Raw genomic sequence first — 15,884 nt, 5'->3', positions numbered from 1 at the left:
TTTTATGGTGTGCTTTGAAGCCAGTTTTCGAAATGCCTGAGGAACCTGTCTGCATCTTCTGTTGAAAAAACAATAGGTGGTTTGATTTTTAAAATATTATGAAAAGGCCCTTCAGTGCTGAGGATGATATGACGCTCTTTAAGATACTCAATCAGTTCAGCTGTTTCTTCTGTTGCCGGTTCTTTCGTATCGCGGTTTCGTACCATCTCCACACCCAAGAATAAACCAAGACCACGTACATCACCCAGTATTTCAAAGTCTTGCTGTAGTGCTTGAAGTTTGCCTTTGAAATAAGCACCAACTTCAAGGGCATTTTCTCTGAGGCCTTCATCCTTAATCACATCAAGAACAGCCATGCCAATGGCACAGGAAACCGGGTTGCCTCCAAAAGTATTAAAATATTCCATACCCGTAACAAAAGCATCTGCAATTTCCTGAGTGGTAATAACAGCAGCTAGCGGATGCCCGTTACCAATTGGTTTGCCGAGTGTCACTATATCTGGAACCACGCCTTGTGTTTCGAACGCCCACATGTGTGTGCCTACGCGCCCGAAGCCTACTTGTACTTCATCTGCAATACATACACCGCCTACGCTTCTTACATGTTTATAAACATGTTTGAGATAACCCTCTGGCATAATAATTTGGCCGGCCACACCCTGCAGACTTTCACAGATAAAGGCTCCCAGTTTTTTACCTGTGCTTTCAAGTTCAAGAATGGCTCGCTTTACATCAGCGGCATATTCTTTGCCTGTTTCTTTCGTGGTGCCCGCATAGGTGCCTCTGTAAGGATCGGGCAGTATTACTTTATGAACATAATCTGGTGCGCCTTCCCCACCTGGGCCATCAAACTTATAGGGGCTCGCCTCAATGCAGGCATTTGTGTTGCCGTGATATGCGCCTTCAACCGTTAGTAGCTCTCTAGAACCAGTGAAATTACGTGCAAGCCTGAAGGCAAGTTCGTTAGCTTCACTGCCTGAGTTTACAAACATACAAACAGATAGCTTTTCAGGCATGGTAGAGAGTAGTTTTTCAGCATACTCCACCAGATTGTCGTGGAGGAAACGCGTGTTGGTGTTGAGCTTTGCCATTTGCGCTTGGCCAGCGGCAACCACCTTTGGGTGGCAGTGGCCAACGTGGCAAACATTGTTCACCATATCCAGATATTCAGTTCCGTTTTCATCATAAAGATAAGGGCCTAAACCACGGACTATTTTAAGCGGTTCCTTGAAGCTCAGGCTCAGCGTTTTTCCTAGATGTTGCTGGCGGAAATTTTGGATATCGTTTTTGGCGTGACCATTATCGGGTTCTATGCCGCACGCTTTCTTAAGTTGGCATTCAATGGCAAAAGGCGCCATGCGTTTAAGTTTTTTAAGGAGGTCAAATGCAGGGCGCACAGAAACCAGTAAATATTCATTGTCTGGATGTTTTTTATATTCCGTTGCTGCGTTACAAAGTGTGGTGCAAAGTCTGAGAGCAATTAGTCCGTAAAGTACTTCGAATTCCGCACCGGACAGTGGGCGTGCTTGATGATAAGCACTAACAATAGCTTTCAGTGTTTCGACAGGGTCGACCTGATCAAGTAACGCATAGGCACAGGCGATTGCCAGTTCATTAATAGTGTGGCTATGAACCATATCGCCAAAATCAATTAGTCCGGTAACAGTTTTGGGCTCGTTAGCGTTACCTATTAAAATGTTATAGTCATTTGCATCATTATGGATGACGGATGTTTCAAGTCCAGCGAGCTGCGGCATGATATGGCTGTGGTAGTAGCTTAGGAAATGCTCAACAACGCCCTTATGTTCTTCGCTTAGATCGGCTTTTTTGCTTTGGCAGATACCGTGGCCATGGGCCAAATCCCAATCAAAAAAGCGGTATGCGCCAGTATGTTTGAAGTTTTTGAGAGTGTTGTCCATTGCGCCTAAAAATGTACCTAAACTGGCCCATAATTCGGCGTTGTGGGTTTCTGGTTTTGCTTCCGCGTAAAACTGACCTTCAAGGAAGCTGAGAACACGAAAATGGAAGTGCGTGCCTTCACCGTCTATGATGAAGCTAATCTCACTACCTTCTCTAGATTTAAGTGTATGAGGTACAGCGATTTTCGCCTTAGTTAAATGCGCCATCGCAGCATTTTGCATGTCCAGTTCGTGAAAGCTCTCTTGCTTATTGGCTATTTTTACAATGAATTTATTATCGGTATCGGTTTTCAGAAGGAAATTTTGATCGCTATAACTTGCGAGCCCTTTAAGTGTACCTTTCAAATCATAATGATGGGAGAGGTGATCCAGAATGGCTGCTTTACCAAAAGACGGGGTAAGCGATTGAGACATAATTTTTACTCAAGTTCCTATTTAATCGTCCGTATGAATTATAGCGCAGTCACATAGAAGGAAGCGCAGAAGCTAGGGGGAACTATAGTGATAATTTCGTCTTGGGACAGTTTTTTTCTTGAAGGCTGGGGGCGATTCTAAAATGCATATTGATGTTGCCACCAATATGCGAGGATGTTTTTTATGGGCTATTTGGCTGGCAAAAAAGTACTTACTATTTGTTCGAACTTTTCATTTTCTTCTGCCCATATCCAGTGCCCGCTTTTTTCAAACATTTCAAATTTCGTTGTCTGTTCAGGTAGCATTTTATAAAGGCGGTATACCAGTTCCGGCGTGGAAACCTTATCAGCCCGACCACCAAGGATAAGGGTAGGGATATTAAAGCCCTGCAATTTGTCCTCAACCGTTAAGCCTTTAAGCGTGCCGGTGATTTCCCATTCTGGATCTTCCCCGATAATATCCAAATACACTTGGAAATTAAAACGGTCACGCTGATCATTTGAACGGTATTTCCATAAGCCTTTCCGGTTTTCCCGGTTGAACCACTGAAGTTCACGACCAAGTGCGCTCTCGTAAATCAGATCCAGATATTCATCTTCAGAGGAAAGCATACCTTTTGCACGTAATGCCATAACCTGCTCATGAATTTCAGGATATTTGGTTTTCATTAGATGGCTTACGTGATCAATATTCATTTGTTGGCTTTGAGCGTCATAGGATGCGCTTAACATAACAAGGCGTTCAACATGTTCTGGATATTGAATGGCATACTGCATGGCTGGAATGCCGCCATATGAATGGCCCATAACCACAATTTTTTTTGCGTTCAGGTGTGCCCGAAGCGCTTCCATATCATCCACCGTCATTTGTGGTATAAACTTGCCTTTGATGTTTCGTTCAGAACGGCCCCTGCCAATGTCATCGAAGTAGACAATCTGGTATCCTTTTGTTTTAAGGAATTCAAACCAACCTAAGAAAACCCGGTGACCCGCACCTGGCCCGCCATTAATAATAAAAACAGGCGTGCCACTGCCTTCAGTCTCGTAATAGATTTTACCACGCGATGTTTCCAGATACTGCCCATGACCATATGGGGTGTTTTGCTCGGCATCAGATTGGCTGAAAGCTGATTGGGCGCCTAGAATGAGGGCTGATAATAAAAGAAGAATACGCAAAGTTCGCTCCTGGTCTATTTGTAAGATTGTGAAAGAAACTCCCGTGAACCGCAGCTGTGCACAAGGCCTCAATCGGCCAGTTGGGCATAGATGCGGTGAACTGGATTGTTGGTAAGGAAAGTTGGAGTGCTTTTATTTGATGCCAGCAAAACGGCTTTTGAAATCTTTCATATAACTACGGCTGGAAGCGATTTTGGTGCCGGACTTTAGAATAAGCGTGAAGTCACCTTTTCCTTTTGGGTCCAGTTCTTTGATGGCGTGCAGATTTACGATGGTTGAGCGGTGGACACGCTGGAACAACTGTGGGTCCAATGTACGGTTCATATTGCTTAAGGAATCGCGTTTTAGAAATGTGCCATCATCGGTGCTGATTTCTACATAATCTCCCGCACCTTGAATAACAGTAATACTTGCGACAGGTAATAGGACAATCTTCTTGTTCCGCTCTAGTGCGATAAATTCAGGATAAGTAGAAACGGAAGTGATGGAAGAGATTGCTTCCGCTGCTTTTTGTGCTTCATCGCCTTTTACAAACTTTAAGCCCATTTTGAATGCCAGATAAAGACCGCACCAAACAAGAATAACCAGCGAGAAATTTAATGAGCCTGAAAACCAGCGAGGCCAAGGTAGTTCCCAAACGAGTAATCCCCGCATGGCAAAGGCGATAGGGTTTACAAGAAGGGAAACTGCCGTACCAATGGTGTAAGCGCTCAATAGAGTAGTCAGGAGTAGTTTTTGCGTACTTTGCAGGCGGCTTTGATCGAACAGTGGAATTAATAGAAGTGTAGAGACAAAACCTAAAATGCCATATGAAATGTTCCGTACCAGTGCAACTTCAAGCGTTTTAAACTGGGATAAGCCAGCAAGAAACATGATGACAAAAGTTATGCACCAGAAAACGAGATGAAATCGCCAGAATTGATTGCCAAACCCCTTTTTCTGGTGAGGTTCTATATCGTTGTTATCTGTGGCGTTCACGAGCCATGCACCCTGAAAAATTACATTTATAAAACTTGTTTTCGGACATATGTAAGATAGTCATACTAATCAATATGTCTATTGATTAGAGCTGTTTAGTAATAATTATGGTTAACGAATCAAAACTTTCTGCTTGAAGCAAAATTAGATAAGAATTTAATAAAATATGATGTTTTTATCGCGCTCAGATGGTGCTTCGCGGTGTGATTTAACAAAAAACATTCATAAAAGTTGAATTAAATTGCCTTTTATCTCAATTGCGGGAACACTGAAGTTCGTGGGTGATAGAAATATCAACGAGGGATTTATCGTGAATAAATATGTAAAACTACTAGCAGGCGTTTCTGCAGGCGTAATGATGACAACAACAGCAGCTTTCGCTGGTGATAAAGGTGATTGCTATGAAGCTGTTGCAGCTTATGAAAATGGCATGCCTTCAATTGCTAAAGCGCAAGGTATGGAAGTTGAAAAGCAGGTTGAGCTTGTATCTGGTGAGTTCAAGAAAGTTATCTCTGCATCAACTGCTGCACACCGCTGCTATGTGAAAAGCATGAAATCAGCGTCTGATGCTGATCGTGCTGATCTGAAAGCTGGCATGAAAAAAGCTGGTGCCATTCTTATTAAAGCACAGTCGCAGTTCAGCGGCTGGATTGATGAAATGTCAGTTTCCATGATGTCTGATATCGCGCCGGCAGCTGGTGCAACGACAGAAGCAAGCGATGCTCCATCTGCTATGGAAGCAAGCCTTGACGTGCTTATTGGTTCTTACATGCTGCTTGATGATGCGACAGAGGTTGCGTCTCGCATGACTAAAGGCAACTAATTTAGCCAACATAATTTGGAAGAGCCGCTCAATATTGGGCGGCTTTTTTTATGAGATTATTTATTGGCTTTGATGAAGCTCACAAAATCTGGCCCAAATTCTTCCTGCTTGGATGCGCCTACCCCGTGCACAAGGCCGAAATCAGTAAGATTAGTGGGTTTCATGAGTGCCATATCCACCAACGACTTATCAGAAAATATTACATAGGCAGGCACACTGCGCTCAACTGCAATTTCTTTCCGGTACTCCTTGAGCGCCTGATAAAGATGCTGAGCGTGTTCCGGCAGTTCAATTACAGCCGCTCTTGAGCGTGAAGCGCCAGCAGCTTTTTTCTTTGAAACCAAGTCAGGCCGATACTGAAAACTCTCTTCACCTTTGATCAACTTTATACCTAAATCAGTAATCTTCAGGGCGCCAAATTCCATATCAGCAACAATGAAGCCTCGCGCCATTAGCTGTCGGGCAATGGTTTTCCATTCATTCTGACTGTATTCCTCACCAATACCGTAAGTGGGTAGTGTATCATGGCCAAGTTTTTCGATTTTGTCTGTAAGCTTGCCAAGAAGCACATTCACGATATGGCTGGTGCCAAAGCTTTGGCCTGTGCGGTAAGCCGCAGACAGGAATTTTTGCCCGGCCTCGGTGGCCTCGCTTGTAGGTACAGGGTTTGCACAGAGATCACAGTTGCCGCAGTGTTCAAATTCTGGTGTTTCAGCAAAATATCGAAGCAGCGTAACACGCCTGCATTCTGGTGCTTCCGCATAGGAAAGCAGGGCGTTAAGCCGTTGGTGACTACGCATTTTATGATCATCGCTCGCGAATTCATCATCAATGAACATGCGCCGCATGCGGATATCATCCATGCCGTAAAGCATGTGCGCAACAGCAGGTTCACCGTCTCTGCCCGCGCGGCCAATTTCCTGATAGTAAGCTTCAGGGGAGGATGGTAGATCTGTGTGAAATACAAAACGGATATCCGGTTTATCAATCCCCATACCGAAGGCAATGGTCGCCACCATAATTAGATCATCTTCCGCCATAAAGCGGCTGAGATTTTCTTCTCTCGTCGCGTTTGACATGCCTGCGTGATAGGCAAGTGCGTTATAGCCTTTTGCTCTCAGGATACTGCACGCTTCTTCAGTTCGTTTGCGAGAAAGACAGTAGACAATGCCGTTTTCCTGAAGGCCTTCACCGGGTTTGGTACGGCCAGCGATAAAGCGCACCATTTGCTGTTTCCAGCCGTTTTTGATTTCAACATTCAGGCTGATGTTCGGGCGATCAAAGCCTGTAAGGAATGTATGAACCTTGCGCGAAAAAATCTTCTGTTCGATCTGATCGCGGGTGGTTTCATCTGCGGTGGCGGTAAGTGCGATTACTGGGATATGAGGGAACCTTTTATGAAGCAGGGCCAGGTCTTCATACTCGGGCCTGAAAGCAGCACCCCACTGTGAAATACAGTGGGCTTCATCAATGGCGAATAAGCTTACGTTCAGGCTTTCGACCGCATTCAGCATGTTGGTAGTTAGTAGCTTTTCTGGCGAAATATAAAGCAGTTTCAGCGTGCCGTTCTGCATCTTTTGCCAAATTGCTGCGTTTTCTTCCCGGCTATTACTGCTGTTAATGGTGGCCGCTTCAACGCCCAGAATTTTAAGGGCTTCTACTTGGTTTTGCATTAATGAGATCAGCGGAGAAACAACAATCCCGAAACCTGATTTCATCAAGGCTGGGATTTGGTAGCAGAGCGATTTACCAGCACCAGTGGGCATAATAGCAAGCACACTTTCACCCGTTGTTACACGGTCTATAATCTCGGCTTGCTTACCTCGAAAGCTTTCATACCCAAATACACTATGTAAAATTTCTGCTGCAGTTTGCTGCATGAAAGCCCCTAAGAGATACTAAATTTCTGCATTCTTAACGGGCTTTATATCTGGCGGCTAGTCAGAAAATTATTGGTCAAACATTAAGGCTGCTCCTTTGAGAGCGGCATCTGGTGCTGTGATAAGGTTTACAGGGATATCAGCCACGAAATGTGACATGGGTGGTTTGTGCAGAAAACGCTTCAGGAAGTGGCTGTTTGTGAAGAAATCGGAAACCTTTGGCAGAATACCGCCACCAATGAAGACACCACCTTTTGCACCAAGTGCCAAGGCCAGGTCACCTGCCACGCTACCCATAATGCCGCAGAAGATAGTGAGAGTTTCCATGCAAAGTTCATCTTCACCATCCATAGCGAGCTGAGAGATTGTACTTGGTTCATAATTAAGCGGTGAAACATGGCTGATATGGCATAATTCTCGGTAAATCCGCATCAAGCCAACGCCCGAAAGCATTGTTTCAACGGTTACACGTTCAAGGCTGTTTTGAAGGTTTTCCCATACTGCTTGCTCTCGCTCGCCCTGCGGTACAAAGGAAATATGCCCACCTTCGGTGGGGACTACGGTAACACCAGCTGCATGGCGCACAAGAAGTGCAAGACCAAAACCGGTGCCCGGGCCCATGATGGCGATTGGGCTATCAGGCGCGTTATTACCGTTCGTTAAGGTAACCAGATCATTATTTTCCAGCGCTGTGACGGACCGGGCAAGTGCTGCAAAATCATTCACAAGTTTAACATCTGTGAAACCAAATTCTTGCTGGAGTTTACTTTCATCAAGATGCCACCCAAGATTTGTAAGGTGGGCTGTGCCATCAAAAATTGGCCCAGCAACAGCCAGACAGGCACAAGTTGGTTTATGGTTGGGGAAGTCGATTTGGTACTGCTTAATAACCTGCGACATATCGTGATATTCAGAATTTGGATACGCTCTGAAATCTTGTATCTGCGGGGCTGAATTATCAGTGCTGAGTGTGGCAATTGCCAACCGTGCGTTGGTGCCGCCAATGTCGCCGACCAAAATAGTCTTGCTGCTCTTCACTGTTTTCTCAAGCATGATCATCCCCTCTCACTAGTTTTTACTGGTGGTAATCACAGATTATGAATTGTCCTTCCCGAGGCTTATTTCTTAATCTTGCTTGACAGCGCTGTCAATTATTGCTTTAGATATTTTGGGAATTTTCGCCACACTCACATGTGTGGCAGGGACTATTTGGAAGGAATGCCGTACCTTATGGTATGAGCATAAATAGGGGCTCAAGCGGCCCGCTTAGTAGTTTAGGGGAGGACTATGTTATCAACTCTCGATGTCACGGTTGTGGCACTTTATGCTGTTGCGCTTTTTGCAATTGCGCAGTGGGTATCTCGTGAAAAAGCAGGACATGAGAAAGATGCCTCGGATTATTTCCTTGCAGGCAAGGCGCTGCCTTGGTGGGCAATTGGTGCGTCCTTAATCGCGGCCAATATTTCTGCTGAACAGATTATTGGTATGTCTGGTTCCGGATATGCAATGGGACTTGCGATTGCATCCTATGAATGGATGGCGGCTGTTACGCTCCTGGTTGTTGGTAAATATCTACTGCCGATCTTCTTGAAGCGCGGTATTTATACTATGCCGCAGTTCCTTGAGCAGCGGTATGACCACAGCGTGCGTATGGTAATGGCCTTCTTCTGGCTTGCCGTTTATATCTTTGTGAACCTAACCTCTATTCTGTGGCTGGGTGCGCTGGCTATTTCATCAGTGGCGGGTGTTGATCTTGTTACAGGCCTTGTTGTGCTGGGTGTGTTTGCGGCGGCATACAGCTTCTATGGTGGTCTGAAAGCAGTGGCCTTTACTGATATTATTCAAGTTGTTCTGCTTGTATTCGGTGGCCTTGTGATCGCTTATATTATGCTTGATCAAATCTCTGGCGGTGCAGGCGTTGCAAGCGGCTTTAATACGCTTCTAGAGAGGGCGCCTGAAAAGTTTGATATGGTGTTTGAGAAAGGTCACCCCTTCTATGATGCCCTGCCGGGTATTAGTGTGATTGTTGGTGGTATGTGGATTATGAATCTCTCTTATTGGGGTTTTAACCAGTATATTATCCAGCGTGCACTTGCTGCCAAAAGCCTTCCGGAAGCGCAGAAAGGTATCGCTTTTGCTGCCTTCTTGAAGATTCTTATGCCTGTTATCGTGGTGCTACCGGGGATCGCTATTGGGGTTCTTTCTACAGAGCCTTTAAGTGCCCCAGATCAAGCATATCCAGAAGCTATGAAGCTGTTGCCAACGGGCCTTCTTGGTCTTGTGTTCGCAGCGCTTATCGCGGCTATTGTTTCAAGCCTTGGCTCCATGACTAACAGTATTTCAACCATCTTCACTATGGATATTTACCCATCCTTTGTGAAAGAAGAAAACCGTAAGAACCCTGTTGTTGTTGGCCGGTTTGTAGCGGTTGTTTCCATGTTGATTGCGATTGTTATCGCGAAGCCACTTCTTGGTAACTTTGATCAGGCGTTCCAGTATATCCAGGAATTCACAGGCTTCTTCACGCCAGGTATTGTTGTGATCTTCTTCCTCGGTATGTTCTGGAAGAAGACAACGGCTAAAGGTGCTCTTGCTGCTGCCGTTGGGTCGTTTGTCTTGTCACTCGCTTTCAAGCTTTACTGGCCTGAATTGCCGTTCATTGACCGTGTTGGTGTTGTGTTCCTTATCTGTGCGGCGCTTGCGGTTGTGATTTCCCTTGTCCAGAAGGGTGGTGACCAAGAAGGTGCGGTTGAATTGAATGATATCCAGTTCAGCACTACAGCGGGCTTTAACATTGCCTCGATAATCGTTGTTGCAATTATCGCAACACTTTATACGATTTGGTGGTAAGTAGAGTTTGGAAGGTGGGTATGGGCCCGCCTTCCAAAATTTCAGGCTAAGGGGGCCGTATGTCTGGTTCTGTGACCATTGATGACGTTGCCAAAAAGGCAGGCGTTTCCATGAAGACCGTATCACGTGTTGTAAACCGTGAACCGAATGTCAGCGCTAAAACCAGAGAAAAAGTTCAAGCTGTTATCAGCGAATTGAATTACAGGCCTAATCCTTCGGCTCGTGGCCTTGCCAGCCGCAAATCATTTGTTATTGGATTGTTGTACGATAGGCCCAGCCCAAACTATCTCGCAAAATTACAAGCCGGCGTCCTCGAAGTATGCCAGAGAAGTGGTTATAGCATGGCGCTTGGGCCGTTTGATTTTCATACTGAAAACCTTGTTGAAGATATCCTCAATTGGGTGCGCCATTCGAATATAGACGGTGTTATCCTTACACCGCCGCTTAGTGATTTTTTCCCACTCTTAACAGCGCTTCAGGCACGCAGGATTCCTGTTGTAGCTGCATCATCTAAGGGAAATGGTGAAGTACCTTCCGTGATGATTGATGATGAAGAAGCGGCTTACCAAATGACGCGGCATCTCATTAAAGGCGGCCATACCGATATAGCGTTTGTAAAAGGACATCCTGACCATTTGTCTACCCGTTACCGTTTTGAAGGATTCTCCCGTGCGGTGACCGAAGCGGATATTGAAGTGGCAGATACATTTATCTGTGACGGTCTTTATGATTTTGAAAGTGGCCGCACAGCAGGTGAAAAATTACTCACTCAGGCAAAACGCCCCACCGCGGTTTTCGCCAGTAATGATGATATGGCAGCGGGTGTCATGAATATGGCGCATCAGCTAAATATTAAAATGCCAATTGAGCTTGCTGTTTGCGGATTTGATGATACTCCGATTTCGCAGCAGGTTTGGCCAACCATGACGACAATCCGTCAGCCAATCCGGCAAATGGGAATTAGCGCTGGCGAGATACTTCTGAAAAACATCAGCGCCAAGACAATTGAGGCGGAAATATCTCATCACCAATTTGAACTGAAAGAGCGCGGTTCTACCCAGAAATAGCTGTGAATTTGACTAATTTCTTCATTAAATCACATTATGAATATTTGACAGCGTTGTCATATGGTAATAACTTCACTGTCATGAATTGAAAACATCTCGGCCCTATGATGGGAAGTGTAAGTTGGAAGGTGTGATATGGTTGATGTGTTTGATCTGGTGATTTTTGGTGGTACCGGGGACCTATCCCGAAAAAAGCTGTTGCCCGCGCTTTATGCTGGTTATGTGGCTGGCCGTATCTCAAGTAAGAGCCGTATTTTTCTAACTTCACGAAGTGCGCAAGATGTAGCCATGGAAGAATGGCTCAGGGAAGTGTTTGCGGCAACTACGCCAGCATGCGGGATTGATGCTATATCAATTCGTGAGTTTGCGAATATGGTGGAAGTGGTTGAACTTGGTCTCACTGAAGGTGGTGAGCAGTGGGAAACGCTTCAGGCAAAGCTTTCAGAAACCAAAAGCACGTCTGTTGTTCATTTCCTTGCAATTCCGCCATCACTATTCACAAGCACATGTAGCTTGCTTGCGGAATATGGCCTTAACGGCTCGAATGCCCGTGTTGTACTTGAAAAACCACTTGGCAATAATCTGGAAACGGCGCAAGCGATCAATGCGGATGTAGGTAAGTTTTTTGGTGAAGACCAAACTTTCCGGATTGATCATTACCTTGGTAAGGAAGCGGTACAGAACCTTCTTGCCCTTCGTTTCTCGAACATCATGTTTGAAGAGCTTTGGAGCGCCCGCACTATTGATCATATCCAGATTACGATTGCCGAAGATCTGGGTGTGCAAGGCCGAGCAGGTTTTTATGAAGGCACAGGTGCTATGCGCGATATGGTGCAGAACCATTTGCTACAACTTCTTTGCCTTGTAGCGATGGAGCCGCCAGCGCGGCTTGATGCAGATAGTATTCGCGATGAAAAATTAAAAGTTCTGAAATCACTTCGTCCACTTGAAGGCGATTTGATCGACCGTAATGTGGTGCGTGCTCAATATGGCGCAGGTGCTATGCATGGCGAAGCAGTGAAAGGCTATGCTGATGATCTTGAGCTTGAAGAACCATCAAACACCGAAACTTTTGTGGCTATTAAAGCCCATATTGAAAACTGGCGTTGGGCAGGTGTCCCTTTCTATTTACGTACAGGTAAACGCCTTCCAGAACGGTTTGCTGAGATTGTAATCCAGTTCAAAGAGGTACCGCATAGCCCGCATCCTGATTGGAAAGGCGGCATTAATCCGAACCGCTTCATTATCCGCTTGCAGCCCGAGGATCATCTGGCGCTCCGTATGATGGTGAAAAACCACGGTGCGAAATCGGAAACACTTCGTGAAGTGGAAATGAACCTGGATGTGATGGGCAACAGCGGCACACGCCTTGGCCCTTACCTCCGCCTTATTCTTGATGCTGTTAAAGGGGATCAAAGCCTCTTCGTACACCGTGATGAGGTTGAACATGCCTGGCGCTGGGTGGACCGTATTATCAACCACTGGCAGGAAAAAGGGCAGGCACCAAAAAGCTATCAGGCAGGCACATGGGGGCCTTATGAGGCGCATGATTTGATGGTGCGAGATCGCCGTGAATGGTTCCATGAAACCGTTGGTAAATAGGGTTTAGAGTTATGATTTGGCATAAGTTTGATAACCGGGATGAAATGGTGGCTGCGCTGAAGCGAGCTACTAAAGAAAAGCTTGAAGCAGCACTTGATGCGCGCGGCCAGGCAAGTTGGTTGGTGTCTGGTGGTTCAACACCAAAACCGCTTTTCGAGGCAATGAGCGCCGAAAAACTTGCGTGGAATAATGTGCAGATTGCGCTTGTGGATGAACGTTGGGTGGACATAGGTCACCCGCGGTCTAACGAAGCCTTTATGCGGGGTGCACTTGAAAAGGGTGAAACCGCGGCAGCTAATTTTATTGGTATGAAAACCGAGCATACTGATCCGTTTGAAGCAGTGGAAACCGTGAATGAACGGTACGGTACTATCGTTTATCCGTTTGATAGCGTGCTTCTCGGTATGGGGCCTGATGGTCATACCGCTTCCCTGTTTCCTGATGCAAAAGGGCTGGATTCTGCTTTTTACCCGGAATGCCGTAATATCTGTGCGGCGCTAACGGCTGTTAAATCAGATGTTACTGGGGAAGAAGTGGACCGTATGAGCCTAACTGCGGCTGCGATCACTAAAGCCCATCATGTGGTGTTGATGATTACTGGCGAAGAAAAATTGCGAGTGCTTGAGGAAGCCCTTGATCCTCAATCCCGCTTGCCAATTGGTAGGCTCGCACGCCGCAAACCGTTTGAAGTTTATTGGGCACCGTAAGGAGCCATCTGTCAGGAGTGTGCAATGACACATCCAAAACTCGTTGAAATTACAGAGCGGATTAAAGAACGCTCTAAGAATACCCGCGCAGTTTACGAAGCACGTATTGAAGCCATGCGGGCGCAAGGCAGGGCGCGACCGCGTCTTTCCTGTGGGAACTTGGCGCATGCTCTGGCTGCTTGCTCAGAAACTGAGAAGCATAAGCTGATGCAAGACGGTATGGCGAATATTGGTATCGTAAGCGCATATAATGATATGCTTTCTGCCCACCAACCGTATCACCAGCTTCTGGATCAGGTAAAAGAATATATCACCGATGTTGGTTCCGTGGCACAGATGGCAGGCGGCGTTCCGGCCATGTGTGATGGAGTTACTCAGGGCCAGCCGGGCATGGAGCTTTCGCTTTTCAGCCGGGAAGTGATTGCTATGTCAACGGCTGTGGCGATGACCCATAATGTGTTTGATGCAGGGCTCCTGTTCGGTATTTGTGATAAGATCGTACCTGGTCTTCTTATTGGCTCTCTTTCTTTCGGACACTTGCCATTTATGTTCCTGCCCGCAGGGCCTATGCAAACAGGTATTTCCAATAGCGAAAAAGCCAAAGTGAGGCAGGAATTTGCTCAGGGTAAAGTTGGCCGCGCTGAACTGCTTCAAAGCGAAAGCCGTGCTTACCACAGCCCGGGAACATGTACTTTCTACGGTACAGCAAACTCGAACCAGATGATGCTTGAAATGATGGGGCTTCAACTACCGGGTAGTAGTTTTGTGAACCCAACCGATCCGCTAAGGGAAGCGCTCTCGCGTTCAGCGGCCGCACGTATCGCAGAACTGGCACAGCCTGATGCAAATGTTGGTTTGGCTGAGATGGTAACAGCGGAGTCAATTGTGAACGGTACCATTGGCCTCTTGGCAACAGGTGGTTCAACAAACCACACGCTTCATATTGTGGCGATAGCAGCAGCAGCCGGTATCCAGATCAATTGGCAGGATTTTGCTGATCTTTCCGAAATTATACCACTTCTTGCTCGTGTTTATCCGAACGGTACGGCGGACGTGAACGCATTCCACGAAGCTGGTGGTACACCATTTGTTGTGCGCGAGCTTTTATCTGCTGGTCTTCTTAATACCAATGTTCAAACCATCCTCGGTGAAGGCATGGAAGCGTTTGCAGAGACACCTGTGCTGAAGGATGGTATCGCCGTTTGGGAAGAAACACCAGCTGAGCCGGGCGATGATATGATCCTCCGCAAAGCAGATAATCCATTCCAGCCAAACGGTGGCTTGGCTGTACTTCACGGTGAACTTGGTGAAGCGGTGATGAAAATCTCTGCAGTGAAGCCCGAGAAGCGGTTTGTAGAAGCGCCAGCGGTGGTGTTTGAAGATCAGGATGAACTTCTTGAGGCTTATAAAACCGGTGAACTTGAAAAGGATTTCGTGGCAGTTATCCGGTTCCAGGGCCCAAAGGCAAACGGGATGCCTGAACTGCATAAGCTTACCCCAAGCCTTGGTGTTCTTCAGGACAAAGGGTTCAAGGTTGCACTGGTAACGGACGGCCGTATGTCTGGTGCATCGGGCAAAGTACCTGCAGCAATCCATGTAACGCCAGAGGCGGCACATGGCGGCGCTATCGCGCGTGTGCAAAGCGGTGATCTTGTGCGTGTCGATGCTGAAGGCGGCAAGCTTGAAATCCTTGTGGATAAAGCTGAATTTGAGGCGCGTACACCATCAACTGGCCCTGTAGTTATGGATACTTTTGGTCGTGATCTGTTTGCTGGTATGCGCAGCCTGGCGGGTCCTGCGGGCCTGGGTGCTTCTTTCTTTGAAAATAATGGAATTCGCTAATGACAACTGTTCTTGAAGTAATGAAAGCAGGGCCTGTTATCCCTGTACTTGCATTTAAAAGTGCTGATGAAGCGGTAGCTGTGTGTCGCGCGCTTTACGAAGCGGGTATCCGTGTTTTCGAAATCACGTTGCGCCATGCAACTGCGCTTGAAGCGATTAAAGCGGTGGCAGATGACTTGCCTGAAGATGCAATTGTGGGTGCTGGTACAGTGCTCACGCCAGAGCTGGCAGAAAAGGCAAAAGCTGCTGGTGCGGTTTTCGGTGTAAGCCCGGGTCTTACAGAAGAACTGGCGAAAGCAGTTAAAGCACTTGATTGGGCTTTTCTTCCAGGTGTGGCCAGTATTTCTGAAGCGATGCAGGCCAAAGAATGGGGCTTTACCGAGTTGAAGTTTTTCCCAGCAAGCGTTTCTGGTGGGCCAGCTTTCCTGAAGGCAGTTGGCAGTGTGCTGCCTGATCTTACCTTCTGCCCAACAGGTGGTGTAACACCTTCAACTGCGGATGATTACCGTGTACTAGCCAATGTGGCAACGGTAGGTGGTTCATGGATCACACCGCGCGGTGAAGGCGGTACGATTGACCTTGTTAAGGTGAAAGAACTTGCTGCTGCTGCGATAGCTGCATAGGGAT

General features: G+C 46.6%; 12 protein-coding genes. 7 read left to right on the top strand and 5 right to left on the bottom strand.

What is annotated here, in order from left to right; translation table 11 throughout:
* Positions 1-2: 2 nt before the first annotated feature.
* The 3 genes from MF542_RS03315 to MF542_RS17775 form a co-directional block, all read right to left on the bottom strand.
* Positions 3-2,333 (bottom strand): aminotransferase class III-fold pyridoxal phosphate-dependent enzyme, encoded by a 2,331-nt coding sequence (locus MF542_RS03315; protein ID WP_247015925.1) that lies wholly within the window; start codon positions 2,331-2,333, stop codon positions 3-5.
* Positions 2,334-2,521: 188 nt separating this feature from the next.
* Positions 2,522-3,508 carry an alpha/beta fold hydrolase gene (locus tag MF542_RS03310; protein WP_247015923.1) on the bottom strand — a complete coding sequence of 329 codons (987 nt, stop codon included), beginning with the start codon at positions 3,506-3,508 and terminating at the stop codon, positions 2,522-2,524.
* A gap of 132 nt (positions 3,509-3,640) precedes the next feature.
* Complete coding sequence (locus tag MF542_RS17775) at positions 3,641-4,486, bottom strand: LytR/AlgR family response regulator transcription factor (protein WP_247015921.1); 846 nt, start codon at positions 4,484-4,486, stop codon at positions 3,641-3,643.
* A gap of 310 nt (positions 4,487-4,796) precedes the next feature.
* Here MF542_RS17775 and MF542_RS03300 point away from each other — a divergent pair, with 310 nt between their 5' ends.
* Positions 4,797-5,309, top strand: a complete 513-nt coding sequence (locus MF542_RS03300) for a hypothetical protein (RefSeq protein ID WP_247015919.1) — start codon at positions 4,797-4,799, stop codon at positions 5,307-5,309.
* A 56-nt stretch (positions 5,310-5,365) separates the two neighbouring features.
* On the opposite strand, the gene recQ is transcribed toward MF542_RS03300, so the two are convergent.
* Positions 5,366-7,189 (bottom strand): DNA helicase RecQ, encoded by a 1,824-nt coding sequence (gene recQ, locus MF542_RS03295; protein WP_247015917.1) that lies wholly within the window; start codon positions 7,187-7,189, stop codon positions 5,366-5,368.
* A 69-nt stretch (positions 7,190-7,258) separates the two neighbouring features.
* Complete coding sequence (gene glk / locus MF542_RS03290) at positions 7,259-8,242, bottom strand: glucokinase (RefSeq protein ID WP_247015915.1); 984 nt, start codon at positions 8,240-8,242, stop codon at positions 7,259-7,261.
* A 234-nt stretch (positions 8,243-8,476) separates the two neighbouring features.
* Here glk and MF542_RS03285 point away from each other — a divergent pair, with 234 nt between their 5' ends.
* The 6 genes from MF542_RS03285 to eda all read left to right on the top strand — a co-directional run bounded on the left by MF542_RS03285 (position 8,477) and on the right by eda (position 15,880).
* Positions 8,477-10,039, top strand: coding sequence for a sodium/sugar symporter (locus tag MF542_RS03285; protein ID WP_247015913.1), 1,563 nt, complete (start codon positions 8,477-8,479; stop codon positions 10,037-10,039).
* Between the two features lie 59 nt (positions 10,040-10,098).
* Entirely contained in the window at positions 10,099-11,106 is a 1,008-nt protein-coding gene (locus MF542_RS03280) for a LacI family DNA-binding transcriptional regulator (RefSeq protein WP_247015911.1), read from the top strand.
* Between the two features lie 135 nt (positions 11,107-11,241).
* Positions 11,242-12,708, top strand: a complete 1,467-nt coding sequence (gene zwf, locus MF542_RS03275; RefSeq protein ID WP_247015909.1) for a glucose-6-phosphate dehydrogenase — start codon at positions 11,242-11,244, stop codon at positions 12,706-12,708.
* Positions 12,709-12,719: 11 nt separating this feature from the next.
* Positions 12,720-13,415, top strand: coding sequence for a 6-phosphogluconolactonase (gene pgl, locus MF542_RS03270; protein WP_247015907.1), 696 nt, complete (start codon positions 12,720-12,722; stop codon positions 13,413-13,415).
* A 24-nt stretch (positions 13,416-13,439) separates the two neighbouring features.
* The gene (gene edd, locus MF542_RS03265) at positions 13,440-15,257 is read left to right on the top strand and encodes a phosphogluconate dehydratase (RefSeq protein ID WP_247015905.1); all 1,818 of its coding nucleotides are present in this window, start codon (positions 13,440-13,442) and stop codon (positions 15,255-15,257) included.
* Complete coding sequence (gene eda / locus MF542_RS03260) at positions 15,257-15,880, top strand: bifunctional 4-hydroxy-2-oxoglutarate aldolase/2-dehydro-3-deoxy-phosphogluconate aldolase (RefSeq protein WP_247015903.1); 624 nt, start codon at positions 15,257-15,259, stop codon at positions 15,878-15,880. The genes edd and eda overlap by 1 nt, the downstream gene beginning before the upstream one ends.
* Positions 15,881-15,884: the final 4 nt, after the last annotated feature.

The organism is Kordiimonas laminariae (assembly GCF_023008165.1).
Taxonomy (GTDB): Bacteria; Pseudomonadota; Alphaproteobacteria; order Sphingomonadales; family Kordiimonadaceae; genus Kordiimonas; species Kordiimonas laminariae.
Note: the sequence above shows the minus strand (reverse complement) of the source record. Positions and strands in the feature narration are given on the sequence as shown.

Bases quoted from the DNA above. Each gene is read 5' to 3' on its own strand.
- MF542_RS03315 (WP_247015925.1), bottom strand. From the start codon at position 2,333: ATGTCTCAATCGCTTACCCCGTCTTTTGGTAAAGCAGCCATTCTGGAT.
- recQ (WP_247015917.1), bottom strand. From the start codon at position 7,189: ATGCAGCAAACTGCAGCAGAAATTTTACATAGTGTATTTGGGTATGAA.
- glk (WP_247015915.1), bottom strand. From the start codon at position 8,242: ATGCTTGAGAAAACAGTGAAGAGCAGCAAGACTATTTTGGTCGGCGAC.
- MF542_RS03285 (WP_247015913.1), top strand. From the start codon at position 8,477: ATGTTATCAACTCTCGATGTCACGGTTGTGGCACTTTATGCTGTTGCG.
- MF542_RS03280 (WP_247015911.1), top strand. From the start codon at position 10,099: ATGTCTGGTTCTGTGACCATTGATGACGTTGCCAAAAAGGCAGGCGTT.
- zwf (WP_247015909.1), top strand. From the start codon at position 11,242: ATGGTTGATGTGTTTGATCTGGTGATTTTTGGTGGTACCGGGGACCTA.
- pgl (WP_247015907.1), top strand. From the start codon at position 12,720: ATGATTTGGCATAAGTTTGATAACCGGGATGAAATGGTGGCTGCGCTG.
- edd (WP_247015905.1), top strand. From the start codon at position 13,440: ATGACACATCCAAAACTCGTTGAAATTACAGAGCGGATTAAAGAACGC.
- eda (WP_247015903.1), top strand. From the start codon at position 15,257: ATGACAACTGTTCTTGAAGTAATGAAAGCAGGGCCTGTTATCCCTGTA.